The organism is Aureisphaera galaxeae, from assembly GCF_028561275.1.
GTDB classification, from domain to species: Bacteria; Bacteroidota; Bacteroidia; order Flavobacteriales; family Flavobacteriaceae; genus Aureisphaera; species Aureisphaera galaxeae.
Genome location: NZ_JAQQTF010000004.1, coordinates 550,237 through 571,447, shown reverse-complemented (window position 1 = coordinate 571,447; position 21,211 = coordinate 550,237). Strand labels below are relative to the sequence as shown.

Genomic DNA, 21,211 nt, shown 5'->3' with positions numbered 1-21,211 from the left:
GGGTAAATCGTTAAAAAAAGGGCATAAAAAAACCCTCCTAAGCGGTTAGCGAAGGAGGGCCAAAGTTTAGTTTAGAAGTGCTTCAAACTTCATTTTATTATAATCTATAACACTTAAAGCCTTCGAGTAATCCAGAAGAAATCTTATGGTTTCTTCTTTCGGAGCCAAGTTTTCATTCACGCGCTCCCTGCGTGAAGTTTCAGAGTACAATTTTGCCATAGAACGTTATTTTGAGGTTGCTGTTTCCTAAATAACGCCGGCCATTTTACTTTATTGTATCAATTGGTTAAGATAATATTATGTTTATCAATAACCTTACGTAAATTGATGAGCGCATAACGCATTCTTCCCAATGCGGTATTAATGCTCACTCCTGTTTGTTCGCTAATTTCCTTAAAGCTCATCTCTTTGTACATGCGCATGATGAGCACCTCTTTTTGATCTGCCGGCAATTCCTGAATAAGGCGACGAACGTCGCTCTCCACCTGCTCTTTCACCAATTGTTTTTCGGCATTCAAGGCGCCATCGGACAGTACCGAGAAGATGTTAAAATCATCATTGTTCTCGAACTTGGGCATGCGGTTGTTCTTTCGGAAATGGTCGATTACTAGATTGTGGGCAATACGCATTACCCAGGGTAAAAATTTTCCTTCTTCATTGTAGGCCCCGCGTTTCAGGGTCTTAATAACTTTAATAAATGTGTCTTGAAAAATATCTTCAGCAACATCGCGATCAAATACCTTCGAGTAGATGAAACTGTAAATGCGTTGTTTGTGTCGGGTAATTAATTCACAAAGTGCAGATTCGTTACCTTTCATGTACTGGGTTACAAGTAACCCATCAGGGGTTGTACTATTTTTCATACTATTCTTTTTAAAATAAACAACTATTTGGTTGTTCAGTCTTAATGTTTATTTAAAAAAGTAATAATATGCTATAGGCAACGTTTTTGTGTTCTTAGGGGTAAATATAATAACATTCATTTCAGAAATGCAAAAAAAAGACAGATTTTTCCCAAAAAAATTATAATTCCCTCAACGATACGATCTTAAAAAGTAAGTGGTATCTTTGCAAAATTCTAATAAAACCTCTTTTGTAAAATTGCAAGAAGTAGCCGTAGATACCAAGCAGGAAATCCTTATTCAAGGAGCAAAATTACACAACCTTAAAAATGTTACCGTTTCCATACCAAGGAATAAATTGGTAGTGATCACTGGACTCTCAGGGAGCGGAAAATCATCCTTGGCCTTCGACACTTTGTATGCTGAAGGGCAACGCCGATATGTGGAAAGTCTTTCTTCGTATGCACGTCAGTTTTTGGGACGGCTTAATAAACCCAAGGTAGATGCTATTAAAGGAATTGCCCCTGCCATTGCGATAGAACAAAAGGTAAATGCTACCAATCCGCGTTCTACCGTAGGAACCTCAACCGAAATCTACGACTACCTTAAATTATTATATACCCGAATTGGAAAGACTTACTCCCCGATTTCTGGTGAGGAAGTGAAAAAGGATCGGGTAACCGATGTCATTGACCATATAAAAACCTATCCAGAGGGTGAAAAACTGTTGTTGATCTCCCCTATCCTTTTGGAAGAAGGGCGCACTATGGAACATAAGATCCAAGCATTAGCCCAACAGGGATATGCCCGAGTGAAGATGGACGATTCGGTGCTCCGTATTGACGAACTGAAAGGATCACTTCCCAAAAACTTACAGCTGGTGGTAGATCGGGTCATCACCAAAAACGATGAGGACTTCTTCAACCGATTGGCAGATGCCGTTGAAATGGCCTTTTTTGAAGGAAAGGGTACCTTATATATAGAACAATTGTCCGATGGGACCATAAAAGAGTTCAATAACCGCTTCGAAAAGGACGGAATGGTCTTTATGGAGCCCAATGTGCATCTTTTCAGTTTCAACAATCCTTATGGGGCCTGTCCTACTTGCGAAGGCTATGGCGATGTTATTGGTATCGATGAAGACTTGGTCATCCCCAATACTGCCCTTTCCATTTACGAGAATGCCATTTTCCCGTGGAGAGGTGAAAGTATGGGATGGTATCGGGACCAATTAGTAAACAGTGCCTATAAATTCGATTTCCCCATTCATAAACCTTGGTTCGAACTTACCGAAGCGCAAAGACAACTGGTTTGGGAAGGAAATGAACACTTCGAAGGACTGAATGACTTCTTTGCTTTTCTCGAATCCAAAAGCTATAAAATCCAAAATAGAGTAATGCTTTCGCGTTATCGTGGAAAGACTCGTTGCGGAACCTGTTTTGGAAAGCGACTTCGACCTGAAGCCCATTATGTAAAGATTAGTGGTAAGTCACTCCAAGAATTGGTGGAGCGTCCTTTGACCGAAGTAGCGGAGTTCTTCAAAAACATCGAATTGAACGAATACGAGCAACAAGTATCCAAGAGATTGCTCATAGAAATCAATAACCGTCTGCGTTTCCTTATGGACGTAGGATTGGGATACCTTACCCTGAACCGAAAAAGCAATACTCTATCCGGAGGGGAATCACAACGTATCAATTTGGCCACTTCGTTAGGAAGTAGCTTGGTAGGTTCCATGTACATTTTGGATGAACCGAGCATTGGGCTACACCCAAAAGACACCGAACGTTTGGTGGGAGTATTACAATCCCTACGGGACTTGGGGAATACGGTAATCGTGGTAGAACACGATGAAGAAATCATGAAAGCGGCCGATGAGATCATCGATATTGGCCCAGAAGCAGGAACCTTTGGAGGGGAAATTGTGGCGACAGGAACGTTTGATGATATTCTGAAAAGCGATTCCCTAACGGCGCGTTACCTAAATGGCAGCCTAGAGATTGAAGTCCCAGAAAAACGGAGAACCTCTAAAAATGTCATTGAACTTATTGGTGCCCGACATAACAATCTTAAAAATATCGACGTAACCTTTCCGTTAGGAACATTTACCGCCGTAACAGGAGTTTCCGGTAGCGGGAAAAGTACCTTGGTAAAGAAGATCCTCTACCCTGCCCTATTACGCCAGATTGGTGGATATGGAGAAAAGCCGGGACAGTTTACGGAACTGAAAGGAAACTTCGATAGCATTAAAAGCGTGGAATTTATCGATCAGAATCCTATTGGACGTTCCAGTAGATCTAATCCCGTTACGTATATAAAGGCCTACGATGATATCCGAAATCTCTTTGCTTCGCAAAAAGTGAGCGATATCCGCGGATACAAGGCAAAACACTTCAGTTTTAATGTAGATGGAGGGCGCTGTGAAACCTGTAAAGGCGAAGGGGAAGTGACTATAGAAATGCAGTTCATGGCCGATGTGCATTTGGAATGCGACACCTGTAAAGGAAGACGTTTTAAAAAGGAGATTCTCGAGGTTCAGTTTCACGAAAAGAGCATACACGATATTCTTTCCATGACGGTAGACGATGCCATTGCCTTCTTCCAATTGCATGGTGAAAAGAAAATCACCAACAAACTGCAGCCGTTGCAAGACGTGGGATTAGGATATGTACAATTGGGACAGAGCTCTTCTACCCTTTCGGGCGGGGAAGCCCAACGTATTAAACTAGCCTCTTTCCTAGTAAAGGGAAGTTCTCGAGAGAAAGCATTGTTCATTTTCGATGAACCCACTACTGGATTGCATTTCCACGATATTAAAAAGTTACTTACTTCTTTTTATGCCCTTATGGACAATGGCCACACGGTGATCGTCGTGGAACATAATCTGGACTTGGTAAAATGCGCGGACCATATCATTGATCTTGGAAAAGAAGGGGGTGAAAAAGGAGGTGAAGTAGTGGCACAAGGAACTCCGGAAGAGGTTTCCGAAAACAAGGATTCCTTCACGGCAGAGTACCTTCGGGAGAAGCTCTAATTTCACGAAATAAGACCTTGAGTTCATAGCCTTTGCTCATTTCCTTGGGATTTTTTCTTAAATTTAAGTTCATCATCTAACCAACGGCTATGAAAAAGAAACTACTAATGGTGACGTTTTTGGCGTTATCCACTTCCCTATGGTCCCAGGACTACATTCCTATGCTGGATGAAGAGAATACCTGGAGCGTAGACATTTACTATTCCATTTTCGAGCCCCTACCTCCTAATCCGTGTTGCTTTACCATCACGGACCAGCTTACCGTAGGCGGAACGGTAACCCATAATGGAATGGATTATACACAGCTTTATATTGATGGAGCGGTGCGATGCGATCTTCGGGAAGAGAACGGAATTGTGTATAAATATGATGAGAATGAAGAGGCCGACAAGGTATTGATCGATATGAATTTGGAAGTGGGAGAAGTTTTCAATCTACTGGGAAGTGCTTACGATGTATCCTTCCCTATATGCCACACAGCGGGTAATGGGATGACATATACCTCTATGACAGTAGAAACTGTAGAATATCTGGATATAGCAGGAGAAACAAGAAAGGTCATCACTTTCAGCAACTATTCTCAGCCAAGCTTTACTCAAATTAAATGGATTGAAGGAATTGGTAATATTCATGGTTTTGATGGTTTCTGGGAACTGCTGGATATTACGGCAGGACAGGCGTTAGTGTGCTTTACCAACAGCTCCGGAACCTATTACTTCAACGAGGCCACCTCTTGCGACAATACCACTTTGGGTATAGATGATTTTTCTGAAGAAGCAATCGTCCTCTACCCCAATCCGGTCACTTCAAAATCCATTCTTCAGTTTCCCGAAGGAGCCGTAGATCGAATTCAAATCTATAATGTTTCAGGTAAGCTCGTTACCGAAATAAGGCCCTCTTCAAATCACTTTGTACTGGACATGATGCAGTACTCGGCTGGACTGTATTTCTATCAGGTGTTTTCAGAAAAAAAGTTGCTAAAAACCGCTCAATTTATCATTCGCTAGTGTAATCAGCCACTTCACAACTCTCCTTAAATACCTGCTAAACAATACCTTGTGAGTTTGGCACGGCTCTTGGTTTGTCACTAATCAAATAGCGTATGTCACACCGCTTATTGTGTGACTAACCCTAAAAATTAGTGATATGAAAAAAGTACTATTACTTGTAGCCCTATTCCTAGGAGGAATGACTACGCAGCTCACAGCTCAACATCATGGAAATCATGGCGGGCACACTACGATCAAAAAAGGGAAGAAGCATCGCTATTACAATTCGCAATCCGTACGTTTTGTAGAAGATGGTGTTCTCTTCACAGTATACACCGACGGCACCTTCGATTTCGAAGAAGCCGCCATCTGTGGAACACCTTACCAGTACCAGAGACAAAGGCAAAGACAAAACCGCAATGTGGTATACCATGGTAACTCCAATAACAGACGTGGACGAAGAGGTCATATTAACTACAATAGACTTCGAGTAAAAACCGATCTGTATGGAAACATCATCGCCGTTAACAACATCTGTATTGGTTACAAAAGAAATGGAAAAGTAAAACAGATTGGAAGTGTACCAATTTACCACCAAAGAGGGTTTATGGTACAGGTAGGTGGAATGACCATAGAATACAATCGTTTTGGCGAAATTAGAAGAACCTACGGAACCATAAATCGATTCAATAGAAATGTTTGGCACGATGATTGGTATACCTATAATGACTACGACAATGATTGGGATGATGACTGGAATGATTGGGACGATGATGTATGGGAAGGTCGTAGAATCGTAACAAAGTAAGTTAAGTTAATACATAGTTTTTTGGTTGGTTAGTTTTTTTGAATTACCCTCTGGAGGCCCCCCGCGCCGAAGGAGGGTAACTTCTTTTAGAAAAGCCCATAAAATATGGGCTTTTAATTTTTGGCACGGTGGTTGTTATTAGAAAAAGTGTACACGCCCAACCAAAATTAATTGGCAAGTACAACCTATAAAATCTAAGATTATGAAAAAAGTAACAGCACTCATTTTGGGATTGTTTTTAACAAGCTTCGGTTTGAAAGCTTCGGAAAATGCCCCAGTAGAAACTTTCGGAAACTTTTATGATGGAAGTTCGTACATCTTCGTAGAAGGTGGTGTAGAATTCTCTGTCTTTCCCGATGGACAATTCGACTTCGTATACCTAGGAAACCGAGGAAGCAACGTGAACGTTAATGTAAACACCCCAGGGGTAAGCATTTCCTTCAATTCCGGATACGACTACGACGCCTACGTACAGTATGACGACTACGGTGCTGTGATCCAAGTAGAGGATGTTCCTATCTATTATGACCACTTTGGACGTATCGTTCAGGCTGGAGATGTAGAAATTCGGTATACAAACCGCCGTATTGTTCGCGTAGGTGGACTGCGGGTTTTCTACAACAGGTTTGGAGCCTTCGATTATTGTACTGGATTCATAAGTCCATTCTATAGAACCTATGTTTACAGACCATGGCACGTATATTACGCTCGCCCATTGTACACAAGTTGTATAGTATACGACTATCCTTACAGACAATACTATGCTCCTGTACGATACAGTTTTGCGTATCACACAAGATACTATCGTAGCGGACGTAGATCCTATATAAACGGAAGACGTGACTTCTATCGCCCAGGAAGCCGTATTCACTACAGAAATGGTAGAAGCGCTGTTAACAGGGATTACAACCCGAACCGAAGAAATACAGCTGTCGCTAGAAACGGACGAGGAAACACCTCAAGAGGTGATATAAACCGAAGAGGAGATGGTGCTAGACGTGGTGAAGTGGCGCAAAGAAGAGATGGCGCCAGACGAGGAGATGTTACGCGTGGTGGAACACAAAGTCGTTCTGGACGAGATGTTAAAAAGGAAAGATCGACCACACGTCCAACATCCAGAGGAAACCGAGGTACGGTAACCCGTGGTGACAACAGCAAGAAAAGGACAACAACGACTCGCCCCAGCAATCGAAGAGGCGAAGTAGCCAAGAACCGTACACAGACTAGAACCCAACGTTCTGGAAACCGTTCGGGAAGTAATGTGAAAAGATCGGCTACGAAAAGAAAGAACACATCGGTACAGAGAGGGACACCTTCTAACAAAAGAAAGTCTTCTGTACAGAGAGGAGCTCCCTCCAACAAAAGAAAGGCGAATACGTCCCGTGGAGGAAGTTATAAGAAAAGTACACCCAATCGCTCTAGAAGTAATGCAAAGCAAAAAAGCTCATCATCTAGATCGAGAGGTTCCGCTCCAAGAAGAGGACGCGGATTGTAACAATTTTTTGGTTGGTTAGTGAGAAACCCTCGAGACGCTTCGGCAGACCGGGGGTTTCGATTTTTATAAGCTTTTTATAAGATCGGCCATAGTACGGGTAAGTTCCCTCCTGCTATATTGAGAAATATTCTGAGAAGCTACACGTAGCGTACTGTGTTGATAATTATCGAATAATTGTAGTATCTCCTGCTTCAATTCCTGTTCTTCTTCGTACCCAAAATATTGACCCGCTTGCGTATCATCCAGTATGCGTTTTATATCACTCCCTTCAGGCCCTAAGGCAACAATGGGACGTTCCGCTCGTAAGTACTCGAATAATTTTCCTGGAATGATGGCCTTGGTTTCTTCCTTGTCCATTTCAACCAACAGCAATACCTGCGCTTTGTGCTGAAGCTGAAGCGCTTCCGAATGGGACACATAACCTGGAATTTCGGTAAATAATCGTAATCCATGATTTTGAATGGATTCACGGATTTCGTCCCCCACAGCACCTATCAATTTTATTTGCAATGCCTTTTTAAAGTCTTCATTCTCCTGTACCAAATCGGCCAATACCTTCCAAAGTACTTCCGGGTTTCTATTGCTTAACAACGAACCTACATGAACAATACTGAATTTTTTGTCCAAATCTCCCTGTATGGTTTCTTGTGCATCGAAACCATTGGTAACGACAGCTATGGGTTGGTTGGTAATTTCAGAAAACTCCTTTTGGGTATTCCAGCTGGTCACCACTACCCGATCGGCTGTGTTTAAAACCTCGCTTTCCAAACGTTTGTGTTTATTCGCAGACGCCTTCGATAATTGCAGGGATTGATGGTAGTGAATGGTGGTCCAAGGATCCCTAAAATCGGCGATCCATTTTACCTTCATCAGTTGCGAAAGCTTTAACCCTATGAGATGTAAACTGTGAGGTGGTCCCGTGGTTATAATGGTATCGATCTTATTTTCGGGCAGGTGTTTTTTCAGAAATCGAACCGAAGGTTTTACCCATCCCACCCGTGCGTCGGGAATAAAAAGATTGCCTCGAACATAAAGTAAAAACTTTTCCAGTCGAGAAGGATTCCGTTCGGTAATAATTCCACTACTTATCTGTTGGGTCTTCTTCCGAGAAAACCATTTGGCAAAGCGATAGGGCTCTTTAATGGGGAATTTAATGATTTCGATATCCGAGGGAACTTCAGACTCAAAACTCTCGTCTTGCAAGGGATAATGGGCATTTTCGGGTACAAAAACCACAGGATCGATCCCGAATTCTTTAAAATACTTTACGAATTTTAACCAACGTTGTACTCCTGGACCGCCTGCCGGTGGCCAATAATAGCAGATAATGAGTACCCGTTTCATTAGTCTTCCTCCTTAACCTCTTTTTCTTTTCGTTGTTCCCAATACAGGCCTCCCAGAATAATAAGCAAGAATAAAATACTGCTTACCAACGCCATAGTACTTCCCTTTTTTACCACTTTGGGTTCAAATCTAAATTCAATCTGGTGGATACCACTTGGCACCACCATAGCTCGCAAGGTATAGTTAGCCCTAAAGTATTCGGCAGGATTACCATCTATATAAGCATTCCATCCGTGTGGATAGTACATTTCAGAAAAGACAGCCAACTGATCGGTCTTGGTGGCTGTTTCATATACTAATTTGTTGGGAGCAAAGCTCGATAGATCGATGGTAGCCGTACTATCCCTTTGTATGTCTTTTGTTGGAATCTTTGGTAAAAATTCGGTATGAATTACAGCCGTTTTTTTGGTATCCAAACTATCCAATAATTGGATTTCTTCGTTCGCATTATTCGCAGGCAAAACATTTTCTACAAACCAAGCAGGACCATTGGCAAAGGGATTTTGCTGGGCTTTTGCCCCTCCTTCTTCTGTGGGTACAATGATGTACTTTACATTGAGCATGTTCAAGATATCGGGACTGATTTCAGTTAAATAGAAATCTGCAATATCACTCATGCGCCCTGGTTTGGCAGCGTGATATCCCCCTAAGGCATTGTGATAGTAACTCGCCTGACCACTATTGAAAGCATCGTTATAGGCATCATACACTCGATAATGCCCTTCATCCTTTAAAATTTGGGTATCTGCCTCTGTAGGTGCGAAAGGACGCTCCATCACTTTGGCATTTACGAAATTGTCACTGTTGATGTATCGTTGATCTACCCCAACCAGATCGAAAATGATCAATGCGGCCAAAATACCGATGGCATACAGTTCTTTCAACTTTTTGGAATATACCGACCAAAGCACACCAAGGGTGAGTAATATGAGAATGAGTGAACGTAAGGCATCGGTTACCATTACCGACGCACGATCTTCACGAACGGCATCCATAAACGGCACTCCCATCTGCTCGATGATCAGGCTATCATAAGGTCCTACATAACCTATAGCAGAACTGAATACAATTAATAATAAAATAAGTCCCCCTACAATAGATCCAGAATAGATGAGGGCTTTCTTCTTGGTTTTTGCATCCTGAAAATCATTGAAAAACTGATGCAGCCCTACGACGGCCAAGATGGGTAATATCAATTCAATAATCACCTGTATAGAGGAAACCGCTCGGAATTTATCGTAGAGGGGAACATAGTCGATAAAGAATTCTGTGAGGAATGTAAAATTACGCCCCCATGAGAGTAACAAGCTCAATACAAATCCAGCCACAATCCACCATTTTAATCGGCCGCGCACTAAGAACAAGGCCAATACGGCTAAGAAAATAATGATCGCTCCTACATAAGCTGGAGCCGCTACAAACCGTTGATCTCCCCAATAAAAGGGGATTTGTTGGTTCAAAAATTGTTGTGCCTGCGCCCGTGTAGCACCTGTCTCCTTCATTAATTGCTCAGCAGCTTCTGAATCTTCAGGAAAACCATCGCTAGAACCACCGCCCATAAAATTTGGGATAAGCAGGTTGAGGCTTTCCAGTTTCCCATAACTATACTCTGTAATGTACTCATAACTAAGTCCACTAGTACCTTCCTTAGGCGAACCATCGGAGTTAATGGTAATATTACTTTTTCCACGGGTAGATTCTCCGGCATACTCCTGAGTGGCTAGAATATTGGTAGCGTTCAAGCCCAAAGCCAATCCCACAGCAAGTACCATGACACCCACAGCTTTGAAATAGTGCGGAATCATATTCTTTCGATAGGCATCTATGAGGTAAGCAATACCCAAACAAACCACCAGTAATAATAGGTAATAGGTCATTTGGAAGTGATTGGCAACCAATTCCAATCCCATAGCAACTGTAGTAAGCAAGAATCCGTAGAAGTACTTCCCCCTAAAGGTGAGAATGATTCCACTCAGCACCAGTGGCATATAGGCAATGGCGTGTGCTTTTGCATTGTGCCCAACGCCCAAAATGATCATGAGATAGGTGGAGAACCCGAAGGCAATAGCTCCGAGAAATGCCAGTTTGTAATCTACCTTCAGTACCAGAAATAAAATATACATTCCTATGAAATAAAGGAATAGGTAATCTGCAGGTCTGGGTAAGAACCGTAGGGTGAGGTCTAGTTTCTTTATGTAGTTATGTGCATATTTAGCTCCTAATTGATAGGTAGGCATTCCACCAAATGCACTGTTGGTCCAATAGGTCTCTTCCCCTGTTCTCTTTCGGAAATCGTTTTGTTGCTTCGCCATTCCGTTGTACTGCACGATATCGCTCTGATAAATGGCTTTGCCTTGAAGTACCGGATTAAAATAGGCCAAGGAGGCAATGATAAAAAGTACCAATACGATCACATGGGGAATGAGTCGCTTAAAATTGAACTGCATATGTGTGGAATTAAGATCGAGGGAAATTATAAAAAATATGCAAGATAGCTGCTATAGTATCACGGTAATTGAAAGCATCCATCCACTTAGGAAGGGATATTAGTCAATCTCTTCAAAATCAATATACTCTCCTACCACTTTGCCGTTAGATTTTGGGATATCATCCGCCGATTTGGACGGATTGGGTTGTGTATAGGTCGCACCAGCATCATTAAAGGGTGCCTGTCCAAAAGCATTTTCAAATCGCTGGGCAGCCTTCTTTGCAATATAGCGCATGGCATAGGGAGCCAATAAGCGAAATAAAAACTTAAGGCCAAAATATACCAAGAGGATGATTAAGATCGTTTTCAAAAAGGAAATCATAGTATTCGTTATGATTTTCAAAGGTACAGAAAGCCTTCTAAAAAGAAGAAAACTAGCTATTAAATAAATGATAAAATCTTATATCTTTGGCCTAAACCAATCTGCGATGCGCATCCTACGAAACTTATTATTTATCGCGCTTTTATGCCCTATAAGTGCGGTGGCCCAATACACGGAAATGATCAATACCAATCGGCCCGGAGTCTCTCAAGGAGCCTTCTCGGTAGGAAAGAATGTGCTTCAGTTTGAGACGGGTTTTTCTTTGGGCAAGGAAAAACACAACTTACTGGAAACCGAAACTAATGCCTTTGCTTGGGATTACAGCGTTCGTTATGGGTTTTTTAAGGAAGAGCTGGAAATAAGTCTTATTGGACTTTTTCAGAGCAATAAGGTAACCGATAGTAGGGGCGTAAATCCGTTTGAGTTTACGGAAAGTAATTTCAGGAGCAACACTATTGGAGCCAAGTACCTTGTGTACGACCCGTACCGAAAGAAAGTATTGGAAGGCCCTAATTTGCTGAGCTGGAAGAAGAACAATAAGTTTCAGTGGTCCGATCTTATTCCAGCGGTATCGGTCTATGCGGGAGCCAATTTCGATTTTGCCGATAATCCCTTCACACCAGAGCAAGAAAGTAGTATAAGCCCTAAGGTTGTGGTTTCTACCCAGAATAATCTAATTGGCGGATTTGTGATTGTTACCAATATCATTGCCGATCGCATCACCACCGATTTTCCGTCGTATGGATATATCGTTACAGTAACACATGCTACCAACGATTACTTTTCGGTGTTTGTGGAGAATCAAGGCTTTAAAAGCGATTTCTATGCCGATAATATCCTGAGAGGAGGTGCTGCGGCCCTTATTAATGAAGATTTTCATGTAGATCTCTCACTTTCCATTAACTTTAAGGATACTCCTTCCCTATTCTATGGACGCGTCGGGCTTGCTTACCGCTTCGATATGCACAAAGAAGACGAGTTTATTGAAGAAAAAGGAAAGGCTGCAAGAGAAGCAAAACGAGCCGAAAAAGAGAAAAACAGAGCCCTGAAAAAGAAAAAGAAGGAAACGAAGAAGAATAAAAAGCGAAAGGACAGTTTCGAGTTGGAAGATGACGGCGGCGCTGGAGGACTGAACTAGAGAAGAATGCCTATGATTGAAATTAAACAAGTAACCACACCAAAACAACTAAAGCAATTTGTTACTTTCCCCTTTGCCCTGTACAAAGATTGCGAGTATTGGGTTCCTCCCCTAATTAAGGAAGAACTGGAAACCATGGATGCTTCCAAGAATCCAGTGTTTAAGAATGCCGAAGCTACCTATTATATCGCCTACAAAGATGGTAAGGCGGCTGGAAGAATTGCTGCCATTGTAAACCATTTGGAAATCGAAGAGCAACAAAAGAAAAAGATGCGCTTCGGATGGTTCGATGTTATCGACGATATAGAAGTGACCAAAGCCTTATTGGAAAAGGTCTATGAGAAAGGACGCGAGCACAATTTGGAATACGTAGAAGGTCCTGTAGGCTTCTCCAATATGGAAAAAGCCGGTATTCTCACCCGTGGATATGATGAAATGAATACTATGATCACTTGGTATCACTATCCTTACTATGCGCAACATTTTGAGCAATTGGGTTTTGAAAAGCAAGCTACTTGGGTAGAGTTTAAGATGAGTATTCCTCCGTCTATTAAAGAAAAAGTTGCCAAGTTTTCTGGACTTGTGAAGAAGAGGTACAACCTGTCCGTGATTCGATTTAAAAACAAAAAGGAAATCCTGCCCTACGTAGATAGTATGTTCGATTTGTTGAACAAAACCTACAATACGTTACAAACTTTCGTTCCTATTCAGCAGTACCAGATAGACTATTATAAGGAAAAATATTTCGGGTTCATCCATCCCGATTATATCACCTGTATTAAGGATGAAAATGGGAAGCTCATTGCCTTCTCGGTAGTGATGCCTTCCTTTAGCAAAGCTTTGAAGAAAGCCAACGGAAAGTTATTCCCCATAGGATGGTACCACATACTGCAAGCACAGAAGAAAAATGATTTAGCAGCCTTTTATCTTATTGGGATCGATCCCGAATACCAAGGTAAAGGCGTCACTGCTATCATTTTCGAGGAAATGCAACATCTATTTAATGCCAAAGGCATAGAAACGGTAGAAACCAATCCGGAATTGATCGAGAATACGGCTGTACAATTGCTATGGAAGGATTATGATCCACAACAGCATAAGGAACGGAGTACGTTTAGAAAGGGATTGTAAAAATCCTCTGGTCATTTATCGCAGCAAACCATTTCTTTACTATTAGATTCTTTGATAAAAGAAGCATAAAAAGTTTGGTGTTGTATCTATGGGGCCATCCTTCTCGTAAATATTCACAAAAATTTGGAAAGCAAAAACTGATGAGAATCATTGGCAATCACTACAAGGAGTGCCATAAGCCAAATTACAGCCTTCAGGGTTTGTACGAGACCCATCATGACAACATTGCAAATCACCTACATCTGGATTATCTGGGTAACGGTTGTAAAGTGCTCCACAGCAGGTATACCCTTCTACCCTATCGTATTCTCGGGAATGCCCTTGAGATGAGGTACATATTACTTTACCGTCGTCTCTCCCAATGGACCCAAACCAATCTTCAAAGAAATATCCTCCTATAAAACCAACAGTGACAAAAATCAATGGAGGCCCAATATATCTAATTATTCGCAGCATGATACCTAAGATTTATGATTACTAATGCTTCAAAAGTAGCTAAGCACTTCCCCTAAAAGAATAGTGAATCGATGACGTAGCCAATAGAAAGGATCAAAAGACGACTGGAATCTATAAACGGTTGGCTACTTTAAATTCGATGGTAGCCAAGATCGTTACGATCGCAACTTCAACCAAAATGTAGAGCCAACCTAAAAGAGTGATTTCTGAAAGATGGTAAAACGCAAACCCAATAGATAAGCAGCAATACAGAAGGTTCATAAGAGCGATCCCTTTCAAGAATGTCTTTGCGTTTTCCTTTTTTGTGAAATAAGCATACAAATCGTATACGGCAAAGAAACACGGTATGGCAGCCAATATGTACAATGTAGATGCCGGGATTCCGAAGATGTTTTGAAACCGAACCAGTACCACTCCCAATAGAAAAGCGGAAAGCAAAGCCCCTGCACCATCTATAATGAAAAGCTTCTTTGGGTTCGAAATCAACGTATTCATTATTCTTGTGAAACTAATTAAGCGGTGAAGATAATAATTACTGCTTTGTCAAAATTTCCTGCAGTTAGGGTACCTCTTGATTCAGCAGCGACCATTTGGCTTCTATGGGTTGATGTGTTTCTGCAAATTTGGCCGGATCCATTAAGAAAAAAGAATCGTCATATTTAAACTTGAAGGAATAGGTAGCCATGTCTATGACTCCGCTGGACCAGGTAGCATCGCACAAATACCACTTCCCATTCAGCTTTACGGCATTCCATGTATGGTTTGGGGCATCTAGATCGTCTAGTTTTGTCTTATTGGTTTGACCAAAACCATAGATCATTTCGCATTCCAAACCGACTCTATTGGCCAGCTCTTTGATTAAATAAGCATACCCCGTGCAAAGGGTCTTTTTCTCCATGAGTAGTTTTGCGAAGACTTCTTTTTTAAATTGGTTATTCCACCGTTGCAAGGCTTCTGGGTCATCTCGTAACCTTCTTCTTTCATCGTCGTTTTCTGTAGTTAAATAATAATCGCCCCGAATGTTATGGCATACCCAGTAGTAAACCGCCCTAAAACGTTCTACCTCGGTGGTGAGCTGAGACTTGATTCCATGGGTAATCTCATACATTTGCTGTAGTTCTTCACCTTTATAACCTTGCGCGATATACTCCGCCCTCCAAAAGTCGACTTCATTAAAATCGTCTCGCTGAGCATGGGATACCCCTATAAAGGTGAAGATGTATACTACAACAATTAAAAATCTCATTCCACGAAGACTAATTCCTAGTTTCACTGGAAGTCGTCTCGGGATGTTCCATCCGTAGGGCAGCCACTACAATTACAGGATCGTCTTCCAAAAAAGGTTCTACATAAGTGGTCGCATTTGTAATGGTAATCTCTTTCTTTTTGTACCCTAGGTAGCTCACTACCAATACGTCGTTTTGCTTTAGTTCTTGCGGAAAGGTGAATTCTCCATTTTCATTGGAGACCACACCAACGTTCGTTCCTTTTAGCACTATAGTCGCTCCTAACAGAGGACCATCATTGCTTTTTACAACGCCCGTCACGGTTTGTCCATCGCTTTGTGCGAATGATGGATTGCCCATAAGGCATAGGCTCATGAATAAGGCTAAAAACCCAAAATATCTAAGGGTTTCCTTCGTTGTGGTAAGTCGTGTGTTCATACTGTGTTATTTAATATTCACCCCTAACTTAGGCCTTCATTTAAGTAGTATAAAACACGAGTGAGTTAAAGCATCCGGTCTATGAGTCAAAACGGCATTTGAATGAGCATTTAAGAACCACGACTTGGTCTTAATGTATGGTATTGGGGTAAAACTTCTTCGGATAGATGTTTAATGGATTTACTTGGGATCAGTTTTGAAATCCCTTTGCAATAATTGACTCCGCGGGTTTCCCTTGGGGTGTAAAATCCTTGTTTTGCTTTTCCGGATCCAGCTGAAAGTCGCTTCGCAATTGCCAAATATGAACCCCGGCAAACCATTCTTTATTCCAGATCGTATTGAAGAACGCTAGATAGCTATTAGCCTGTGTTTCGAGCGAATAATGGTATTCGGGATGATAGGGATTATCCATCCATTCCCAAGGTTTCATAGCTCCATCTGAGGTACTTTTATAGCCCATTTCAGTAAAAAGTATAGGACGGTCAAATTTCTTATGAAGAGAATCCAAGGTCGGCAAATAGGTGTTCCAACCTTCAGAGATGGCAATAGCACTAGGATATTCATGATCCGTTAGCGGGAAGTAGGCCTGAATGCCTATATAATCCAAAGCATCCCAAAATGGGATTGTTTCGTATTCTTCATACCAATTGGCTCCATAGGTAAGCTTTCCTGAATACACTTCTCGAATTTCTGCAATGAGTTCGCGCCAGAAATCGGGTTTTTCTAACGCCAACCGCGTAAACTCAACCCCAACACAAAACATCTCAGCTTGGGCTTGTTCTGCGACCTGAGCGTATCGGAGTATGAAATTACGATAGGTTTCTTGCCACTGTTCCCAGTCGGCGTCATTCTTCGGAAAAATATCCGATCGCCATTTACCATCTGCAGGTCTGTCAATCCAAACATGGGGTTTAAAAAAGACTTTGAAACCCGCTTCCCGGGCCTCGGTTATTTTTCGAACCCAATGTTCGTTATGCTGTTTTATGTAGGTACTGTCTCCATTGTGATGGGTCACTTCGGGGCTATCGATTTGATCCTGAAATCCCCAAGGCACAAAAGCCACCCATTCCAAATTCATCTTGCGAAACATATGGGCATTCGTCGTATCTACCGTGCTAAACACATGCGCTCCTCGTTGTTTTTCCTGGATGTTCGTAATACCACCAATAGACTTAGGGTCCGCAACATCCACAGGGTCTTGTGAATACACCAAAAGGACAATCAGTAGCCCAATGAATAGAAAAATGGAGAGTAAGCCTTTCTTCATTTTTTGTTTTTTTCATAGACGGTTAGGCACTCGTCCAAATTTCCGGCATGGGTGTGAATGCATTCACAGAAGGTCGATCCTACGGCTTCATTTTCCGTCCCGACAAACTGCTTCTTACATTCTGAGAGGGAATTTCTGGGCATTACCTCATGGCCATAGATAAAGAAAAGAATGATCATTCCCATAGACGCCATAGCACCCGTAAAGAAAAGGAAGGGAAATTTGTTACTGTATTTATCAGGTTTCGGAACGAGGGTGTACTCTGTGCTTACTTTAAGAGGCAGGATAAAACGTATGCGATCGTAATTCCAAAATAATATGTACAAATTGGCCAACAACATAAGCGGAGCCGAAACGAAGGAGCCATCGAAACGAACGGTATAGGATAGAATACAGATATTGAGAATAATGGGTAAGTACAATAAAGCCCCTAGGGTTACGGTACGAGGGATCAACAAAAGAATCGCAGCCAGCACCTGTGCAATTCCGATGGAGGTATAATAGTAACCTGTGTGATGCAAGGCTTCTAAATATTGCCCCATGGGATGGCTAACGGACAAACCACTGGCAAAACGTTCGCCCATGATTTTGGTAAGTCCAGCAGGAATGAATCCGGCAGCCAATGCCAATCGACAAAAGATGGAAAAGTACCAAAGCCATCGATTCTGTCTCGTTTTAAAGTGGATTTGATCTAGTTTTGAAGGTGTCTTCAAAATTTTCAGGTCGTTTTTAGTTTAGTTTATTGAGTTCGGCTTCCAATTGATCGAGGGTAAATTCCTTAAAACCGGTGAGTTCAAAATCTTTAGCATCCGTAGTGGTTTCAACGATGGTCATGGTTGGTTTGCCATTGGCATGACTTATACCTATTACCTGTATGGATTTACCCTTAGGGACACTACCAAAAAGTATATTTCCATTCTCCAATCTTCCATTCATGATACTTTTTATATCCTTAAAGACTATTTGGACTTTCGTATCCTTGGGATGGGCTGTATTAACTATAAAATCGGTTTTTTCGGTATCATCCAGATCCAAAAATCTATCGCAGTTTATCCAACCCAGTTCTGTCGCCGAAAACACAAAATATTGTAGCGTATTGGCATCCATTTTTTCAACGGCCTTATCTGTATAATCGGAATACTTATTTCTAAATTTTTGTTTAAATCGAGACCAATTTATAGAGCGCCCTCCCATAATCCCCAACGCATAATCCCATCCTTCCGTTAAATCCCTTTCATAGGCATCCACATCGAATGCAGGAACAGACTCAAATAGTTCCTTTGCTATTTTTATAGCCTCTTCGTCATATTCCAAACCAATGTCCTTGTTAGGCCTAAAATTGAACATATTGCCTTTTTCATCGATGTGAAGGTCAAAATCGGCCCTCCAATTATTTGTGTAAAAGGAATAGGCTGTGGCGCTATCGATATTTTCTGGATTCCGCAAATAATCTATAATGGTTTCATCCCTTCCCAATAGCTTTATTTCATCAAAAGTTGCCGTTCTTAAGGAAACCCAAAAATGGTAATCGTAGAGATCATCGGTCATTTCGATGGGGTATGTTACCTGAAATGCTTCATCTCCCCCTTCCGATAGCGTATCGGTCTCACGAATTGATTCTGCTAGGGCATTTGCCTCGAACAATTGATAATCGGGAATCCAAGTTTGTGTGCTATCATTTATTTGAAAATCATAGAATAGGTCCATCTCTTCTTCTGAACCATTTTTAGGAAACCCAATCACTATCGCACTACCCTCCCTTACAGAAAGTTGTTGCCCGTCCGCCTCTGCTGTAACGTATATCATCCCATTGGTTTCGAGAATCCTATCTCCGGAAAGTGTATGTAGGTTTTCGAAAATCATTTCACTCAGGCTATAGCTTTCTTTAAGCGTTATCTTTATCGGAGTTACGGGCGCTGTTCCATCAACAAATTGAAAAGTGTTTTCTGGGATATAAATTGTGGTCCCTTTTGCACCCTTTACAATAGCTTCTTTGTCTGCCTTAATTTCAAAAAATTGCCTTGACGGAGATAGAACAGAATCAATTTCCTTGATTGAATTAACCGTGATGTTCCTGTTGTCTGATGAACAATTAGCGAATAATACAAGGGTGAAGGAAATTCCGAAAATGAAGGTGATAATTCTTATCATGGATCTAAGGATACATAGGTTCTTATGATACCAAATATAAGCAATATGCATTTTGCAACTGGGTTTGCAAAAAGGCTGTAACCCTAACTTTCTTTTCATTGAGATTGTGATAAAATTCTATATTTGCACTTCCCCCTATTGGCTGTAGAATGCCTCACATGGTTATGCCACTCCACCGCGGAGAACCAGTGAACCCTTTCATTTATTAACATCAAAAAAACGAATACACATGGGAAAAGTATTTGAACGTGTCGTTGTGGTCTTTTTAGAAAACACCATGCGAAGTTCTGCGCTAGCCAATCCGTACTTGAATGGATTGCGAAAAAAAGGGGTATTTATGACCAATGCACAAGGGGTAACCCATCCTTCACAACCCAATTACATTGCTACCATTGCAGGGGATACTATGGGAATTGCCGATGACAATGCGCATTATATGGATTGGTATTGGGTGCAACCAAATTCCGAACAAGGCCGTGAAACGGGGAGCTATCGCTATCATGAAGAAGGCTATAGCCCCGCTACTATTGTGGACCTATTAGAAGCCAACAACCTAAGTTGGAAGTGCTATGCGGAAAATTTGCCGCCAGATGCCGATTACAAGGACAAACTGCAGTACGACCTGAGCAAATCGCCAACGGAGAATCTAGCCAATGTTCCCCCAGATAGTGAACTGTTTCCCTATGCCAGAAAACACGTTCCATTTCTCTCGTTTCCAAGCATTGTTTCCAACCCAAATCGACTAGCTCGTATTGTAAATGCCACAGAATTTGAAAAAGATCTGAAATGCGAAACCCTACCCCATCGTTTGCCTCATTTTAGCTTTTACGTGCCCAATTTGCTTAATGATGGCCATAACGTAAGTGAAGAAGAATTTCGTCCCGCTGCCAACAATATCGACCTTGGGCCGGATACAGCGAATCTTGATAATATGGAGAAATTCCTAAAGTCCTTTTTAGGGGATGATCCTTTAAGCAAATTCCCGCCAGAAACACTGATTGTACTCACCTTCGATGAGGCTTACCCATACCCGTTCGATTATGGGATTTACACCTTACTTTTAGGCGATTTCTTGGAGGCAGGTACCATCAATACCGATCCAGTGAATCACTACAGTTTACTACGTACGATTGAAGACAATTTCGGAATAGGCTCCCTTAAACGTCATGATGCCATGGCTCGGCCCTATTGGTTTTTGAGTGATTAAAGGTACTGCTTCAGATCTGATTTGAAATAAGCCGCACTGGAGGCAGCACTTTTCATCGAGCTTTCGGTGAAATTGCCTCCTTGTTCGATGTAGTAATATTCCAATCCCGAAACTTTTGGATCGGGAAGGATTTTGTGGTAATCGATAGAACCATTGCCTAATTCGGTATAGTCTCTGGTGACTTTATCCATGTCCTTGATATGCCACATGACATAGCGACCCGGATATTTGGCAATTAACTCTGCAGGTGTGTTTTTGGAAGAATGCATCACCCAATACAGATCGAGCTGAATTTTCACCAAAGCTGGATCGGTTTCATTAATAATTATATCGAAGCCAGACTTACCGTCAAATTCTTGAAACTCGTATCCATGATTATGGTAGGCAAATCCCAAACCTGCTTGGGCAATACGTTCGCCTATAAGGTTCATTTGCTTTGCTATGGACTTATAGCCATCTAAGGTTCGCTGCACTTCGTTTATCCATGGCCAGGTAATGTATCGGCTTCCAATGGCTTCGGCGCCTTCTATGCATTGATCTACAAATTCATTTAGTTTATCATCGGGTTGGGTGGCGAGTTCTGAAAATCCGTAATGGCCACTGCTTACACTGAGGTCCAAATCGTCCAAGATGGTTTTGAATTCATTCGCCTTAAAGCCGTAAAAGGTTCTCTTTTCTGCATCGTAGCCATAGGTTTCGAAATCTTCGTAACCCATATCTTTTAGGGCTTTTAAGGTCGCAACAGGGTCTTTTTCCATTTCATCCCGAATGGAATAAAGTTGATATCCCATTTTATACTTGGGCGATGATGCGGATAGACATGAGATGGGTAAGAGTGACATAACCCCAAGTGCACTACTTATTTCTAGGAATTT

At 41.7% G+C, this 21,211-nt stretch carries 20 protein-coding genes; 7 read left to right on the top strand and 13 right to left on the bottom strand.

Going from position 1 to position 21,211, the window contains the following annotated elements:
* Positions 1-66: 66 nt before the first annotated feature.
* Complete coding sequence (locus POV27_RS07785) at positions 67-219, bottom strand: hypothetical protein (RefSeq protein WP_272862186.1); 153 nt, start codon at positions 217-219, stop codon at positions 67-69.
* A 59-nt stretch (positions 220-278) separates the two neighbouring features.
* The gene (locus tag POV27_RS07780; RefSeq protein ID WP_272862185.1) at positions 279-863 is read right to left on the bottom strand and encodes an RNA polymerase sigma factor; all 585 of its coding nucleotides are present in this window, start codon (positions 861-863) and stop codon (positions 279-281) included.
* A 238-nt stretch (positions 864-1,101) separates the two neighbouring features.
* On the opposite strand from POV27_RS07780, the gene uvrA reads away from it, so the two are divergent.
* The 4 genes from uvrA to POV27_RS07760 all read left to right on the top strand — a co-directional run bounded on the left by uvrA (position 1,102) and on the right by POV27_RS07760 (position 7,168).
* Complete coding sequence (uvrA, locus tag POV27_RS07775; protein WP_419179942.1) at positions 1,102-3,876, top strand: excinuclease ABC subunit UvrA; 2,775 nt, start codon at positions 1,102-1,104, stop codon at positions 3,874-3,876.
* Between the two features lie 89 nt (positions 3,877-3,965).
* A complete protein-coding gene (locus tag POV27_RS07770; protein WP_272862183.1) occupies positions 3,966-4,883 on the top strand; it encodes a T9SS type A sorting domain-containing protein in 918 nt (305 codons plus the stop codon).
* 139 nt (positions 4,884-5,022) lie between these two features.
* On the top strand, positions 5,023-5,673 hold the full coding sequence (locus tag POV27_RS07765) for a hypothetical protein (RefSeq protein WP_272862182.1): 651 nt from the start codon (positions 5,023-5,025) through the stop codon (positions 5,671-5,673).
* A 202-nt stretch (positions 5,674-5,875) separates the two neighbouring features.
* Complete coding sequence (locus POV27_RS07760) at positions 5,876-7,168, top strand: hypothetical protein (RefSeq protein WP_272862181.1); 1,293 nt, start codon at positions 5,876-5,878, stop codon at positions 7,166-7,168.
* Positions 7,169-7,231: 63 nt separating this feature from the next.
* Here the strand turns inward: POV27_RS07760 and POV27_RS07755 are convergent, their stop codons facing one another.
* From POV27_RS07755 to POV27_RS07745, 3 genes are all read right to left on the bottom strand, one after another.
* Positions 7,232-8,512 (bottom strand): glycosyltransferase family 4 protein, encoded by a 1,281-nt coding sequence (locus POV27_RS07755; protein WP_272862180.1) that lies wholly within the window; start codon positions 8,510-8,512, stop codon positions 7,232-7,234.
* On the bottom strand, positions 8,512-10,959 hold the full coding sequence (locus POV27_RS07750; protein ID WP_272862179.1) for a glycosyltransferase family protein: 2,448 nt from the start codon (positions 10,957-10,959) through the stop codon (positions 8,512-8,514). The genes POV27_RS07755 and POV27_RS07750 overlap by 1 nt, the downstream gene beginning before the upstream one ends.
* Before the next feature lie 99 nt (positions 10,960-11,058).
* The gene (locus POV27_RS07745) at positions 11,059-11,310 is read right to left on the bottom strand and encodes a DUF4834 domain-containing protein (RefSeq protein WP_336375832.1); all 252 of its coding nucleotides are present in this window, start codon (positions 11,308-11,310) and stop codon (positions 11,059-11,061) included.
* Positions 11,311-11,428: 118 nt separating this feature from the next.
* Here POV27_RS07745 and POV27_RS07740 point away from each other — a divergent pair, with 118 nt between their 5' ends.
* Together POV27_RS07740 and POV27_RS07735 are read left to right on the top strand one after the other, a co-directional pair.
* Positions 11,429-12,460, top strand: a complete 1,032-nt coding sequence (locus POV27_RS07740; protein WP_272862178.1) for a transporter — start codon at positions 11,429-11,431, stop codon at positions 12,458-12,460.
* Between the two features lie 12 nt (positions 12,461-12,472).
* Positions 12,473-13,591, top strand: a complete 1,119-nt coding sequence (locus tag POV27_RS07735) for a GNAT family N-acetyltransferase (RefSeq protein ID WP_272862177.1) — start codon at positions 12,473-12,475, stop codon at positions 13,589-13,591.
* A gap of 147 nt (positions 13,592-13,738) precedes the next feature.
* Here the strand turns inward: POV27_RS07735 and POV27_RS07730 are convergent, their stop codons facing one another.
* The 7 genes from POV27_RS07730 to POV27_RS07700 form a co-directional block, all read right to left on the bottom strand.
* On the bottom strand, positions 13,739-14,047 hold the full coding sequence (locus POV27_RS07730) for a hypothetical protein (RefSeq protein WP_272862176.1): 309 nt from the start codon (positions 14,045-14,047) through the stop codon (positions 13,739-13,741).
* 111 nt (positions 14,048-14,158) lie between these two features.
* The gene (locus tag POV27_RS07725) at positions 14,159-14,542 is read right to left on the bottom strand and encodes a hypothetical protein (protein WP_272862175.1); all 384 of its coding nucleotides are present in this window, start codon (positions 14,540-14,542) and stop codon (positions 14,159-14,161) included.
* A gap of 64 nt (positions 14,543-14,606) precedes the next feature.
* Positions 14,607-15,293: a transglutaminase domain-containing protein gene (locus POV27_RS07720; protein WP_272862174.1), complete on the bottom strand. Its 687-nt coding sequence runs from the start codon at positions 15,291-15,293 to the stop codon at positions 14,607-14,609.
* A gap of 10 nt (positions 15,294-15,303) precedes the next feature.
* Positions 15,304-15,711, bottom strand: a complete 408-nt coding sequence (locus tag POV27_RS07715) for a carboxypeptidase-like regulatory domain-containing protein (RefSeq protein WP_272862173.1) — start codon at positions 15,709-15,711, stop codon at positions 15,304-15,306.
* A 190-nt stretch (positions 15,712-15,901) separates the two neighbouring features.
* The gene (locus POV27_RS07710) at positions 15,902-16,978 is read right to left on the bottom strand and encodes a glycoside hydrolase family 113 (protein WP_272862172.1); all 1,077 of its coding nucleotides are present in this window, start codon (positions 16,976-16,978) and stop codon (positions 15,902-15,904) included.
* The gene (locus POV27_RS07705) at positions 16,975-17,691 is read right to left on the bottom strand and encodes a DoxX family protein (protein ID WP_272862171.1); all 717 of its coding nucleotides are present in this window, start codon (positions 17,689-17,691) and stop codon (positions 16,975-16,977) included. The genes POV27_RS07710 and POV27_RS07705 overlap by 4 nt, the downstream gene beginning before the upstream one ends.
* A gap of 16 nt (positions 17,692-17,707) precedes the next feature.
* Positions 17,708-19,129 (bottom strand): hypothetical protein, encoded by a 1,422-nt coding sequence (locus POV27_RS07700; RefSeq protein WP_272862170.1) that lies wholly within the window; start codon positions 19,127-19,129, stop codon positions 17,708-17,710.
* A gap of 229 nt (positions 19,130-19,358) precedes the next feature.
* Here POV27_RS07700 and POV27_RS07695 point away from each other — a divergent pair, with 229 nt between their 5' ends.
* Positions 19,359-20,336 (top strand): alkaline phosphatase family protein, encoded by a 978-nt coding sequence (locus POV27_RS07695; protein ID WP_272862169.1) that lies wholly within the window; start codon positions 19,359-19,361, stop codon positions 20,334-20,336.
* On the opposite strand, the gene POV27_RS07690 is transcribed toward POV27_RS07695, so the two are convergent.
* Positions 20,333-21,127, bottom strand: a complete 795-nt coding sequence (locus tag POV27_RS07690) for a sugar phosphate isomerase/epimerase family protein (RefSeq protein ID WP_272862168.1) — start codon at positions 21,125-21,127, stop codon at positions 20,333-20,335. The genes POV27_RS07695 and POV27_RS07690 overlap by 4 nt on opposite strands.
* Positions 21,128-21,211: the final 84 nt, after the last annotated feature.

What these genes read in the sequence shown, in the direction of transcription:
- POV27_RS07765 (WP_272862182.1), top strand. Translation starts at nt 5,023, where the DNA reads ATGAAAAAAGTACTATTACTTGTAGCCCTATTCCTAGGAGGAATGACT.
- POV27_RS07720 (WP_272862174.1), bottom strand. Translation starts at nt 15,293, where the DNA reads ATGAGATTTTTAATTGTTGTAGTATACATCTTCACCTTTATAGGGGTA.
- POV27_RS07750 (WP_272862179.1), bottom strand. Translation starts at nt 10,959, where the DNA reads ATGCAGTTCAATTTTAAGCGACTCATTCCCCATGTGATCGTATTGGTA.
- POV27_RS07785 (WP_272862186.1), bottom strand. Translation starts at nt 219, where the DNA reads ATGGCAAAATTGTACTCTGAAACTTCACGCAGGGAGCGCGTGAATGAA.
- POV27_RS07725 (WP_272862175.1), bottom strand. Translation starts at nt 14,542, where the DNA reads ATGAATACGTTGATTTCGAACCCAAAGAAGCTTTTCATTATAGATGGT.
- POV27_RS07715 (WP_272862173.1), bottom strand. Translation starts at nt 15,711, where the DNA reads ATGAACACACGACTTACCACAACGAAGGAAACCCTTAGATATTTTGGG.
- POV27_RS07755 (WP_272862180.1), bottom strand. Translation starts at nt 8,512, where the DNA reads ATGAAACGGGTACTCATTATCTGCTATTATTGGCCACCGGCAGGCGGT.
- POV27_RS07710 (WP_272862172.1), bottom strand. Translation starts at nt 16,978, where the DNA reads ATGAAGAAAGGCTTACTCTCCATTTTTCTATTCATTGGGCTACTGATT.
- POV27_RS07690 (WP_272862168.1), bottom strand. Translation starts at nt 21,127, where the DNA reads ATGGGATATCAACTTTATTCCATTCGGGATGAAATGGAAAAAGACCCT.
- POV27_RS07695 (WP_272862169.1), top strand. Translation starts at nt 19,359, where the DNA reads ATGGGAAAAGTATTTGAACGTGTCGTTGTGGTCTTTTTAGAAAACACC.
- POV27_RS07770 (WP_272862183.1), top strand. Translation starts at nt 3,966, where the DNA reads ATGAAAAAGAAACTACTAATGGTGACGTTTTTGGCGTTATCCACTTCC.
- POV27_RS07780 (WP_272862185.1), bottom strand. Translation starts at nt 863, where the DNA reads ATGAAAAATAGTACAACCCCTGATGGGTTACTTGTAACCCAGTACATG.
- POV27_RS07700 (WP_272862170.1), bottom strand. Translation starts at nt 19,129, where the DNA reads ATGATAAGAATTATCACCTTCATTTTCGGAATTTCCTTCACCCTTGTA.
- POV27_RS07760 (WP_272862181.1), top strand. Translation starts at nt 5,876, where the DNA reads ATGAAAAAAGTAACAGCACTCATTTTGGGATTGTTTTTAACAAGCTTC.
- POV27_RS07730 (WP_272862176.1), bottom strand. Translation starts at nt 14,047, where the DNA reads ATGCTGCGAATAATTAGATATATTGGGCCTCCATTGATTTTTGTCACT.
- POV27_RS07735 (WP_272862177.1), top strand. Translation starts at nt 12,473, where the DNA reads ATGATTGAAATTAAACAAGTAACCACACCAAAACAACTAAAGCAATTT.
- POV27_RS07740 (WP_272862178.1), top strand. Translation starts at nt 11,429, where the DNA reads ATGCGCATCCTACGAAACTTATTATTTATCGCGCTTTTATGCCCTATA.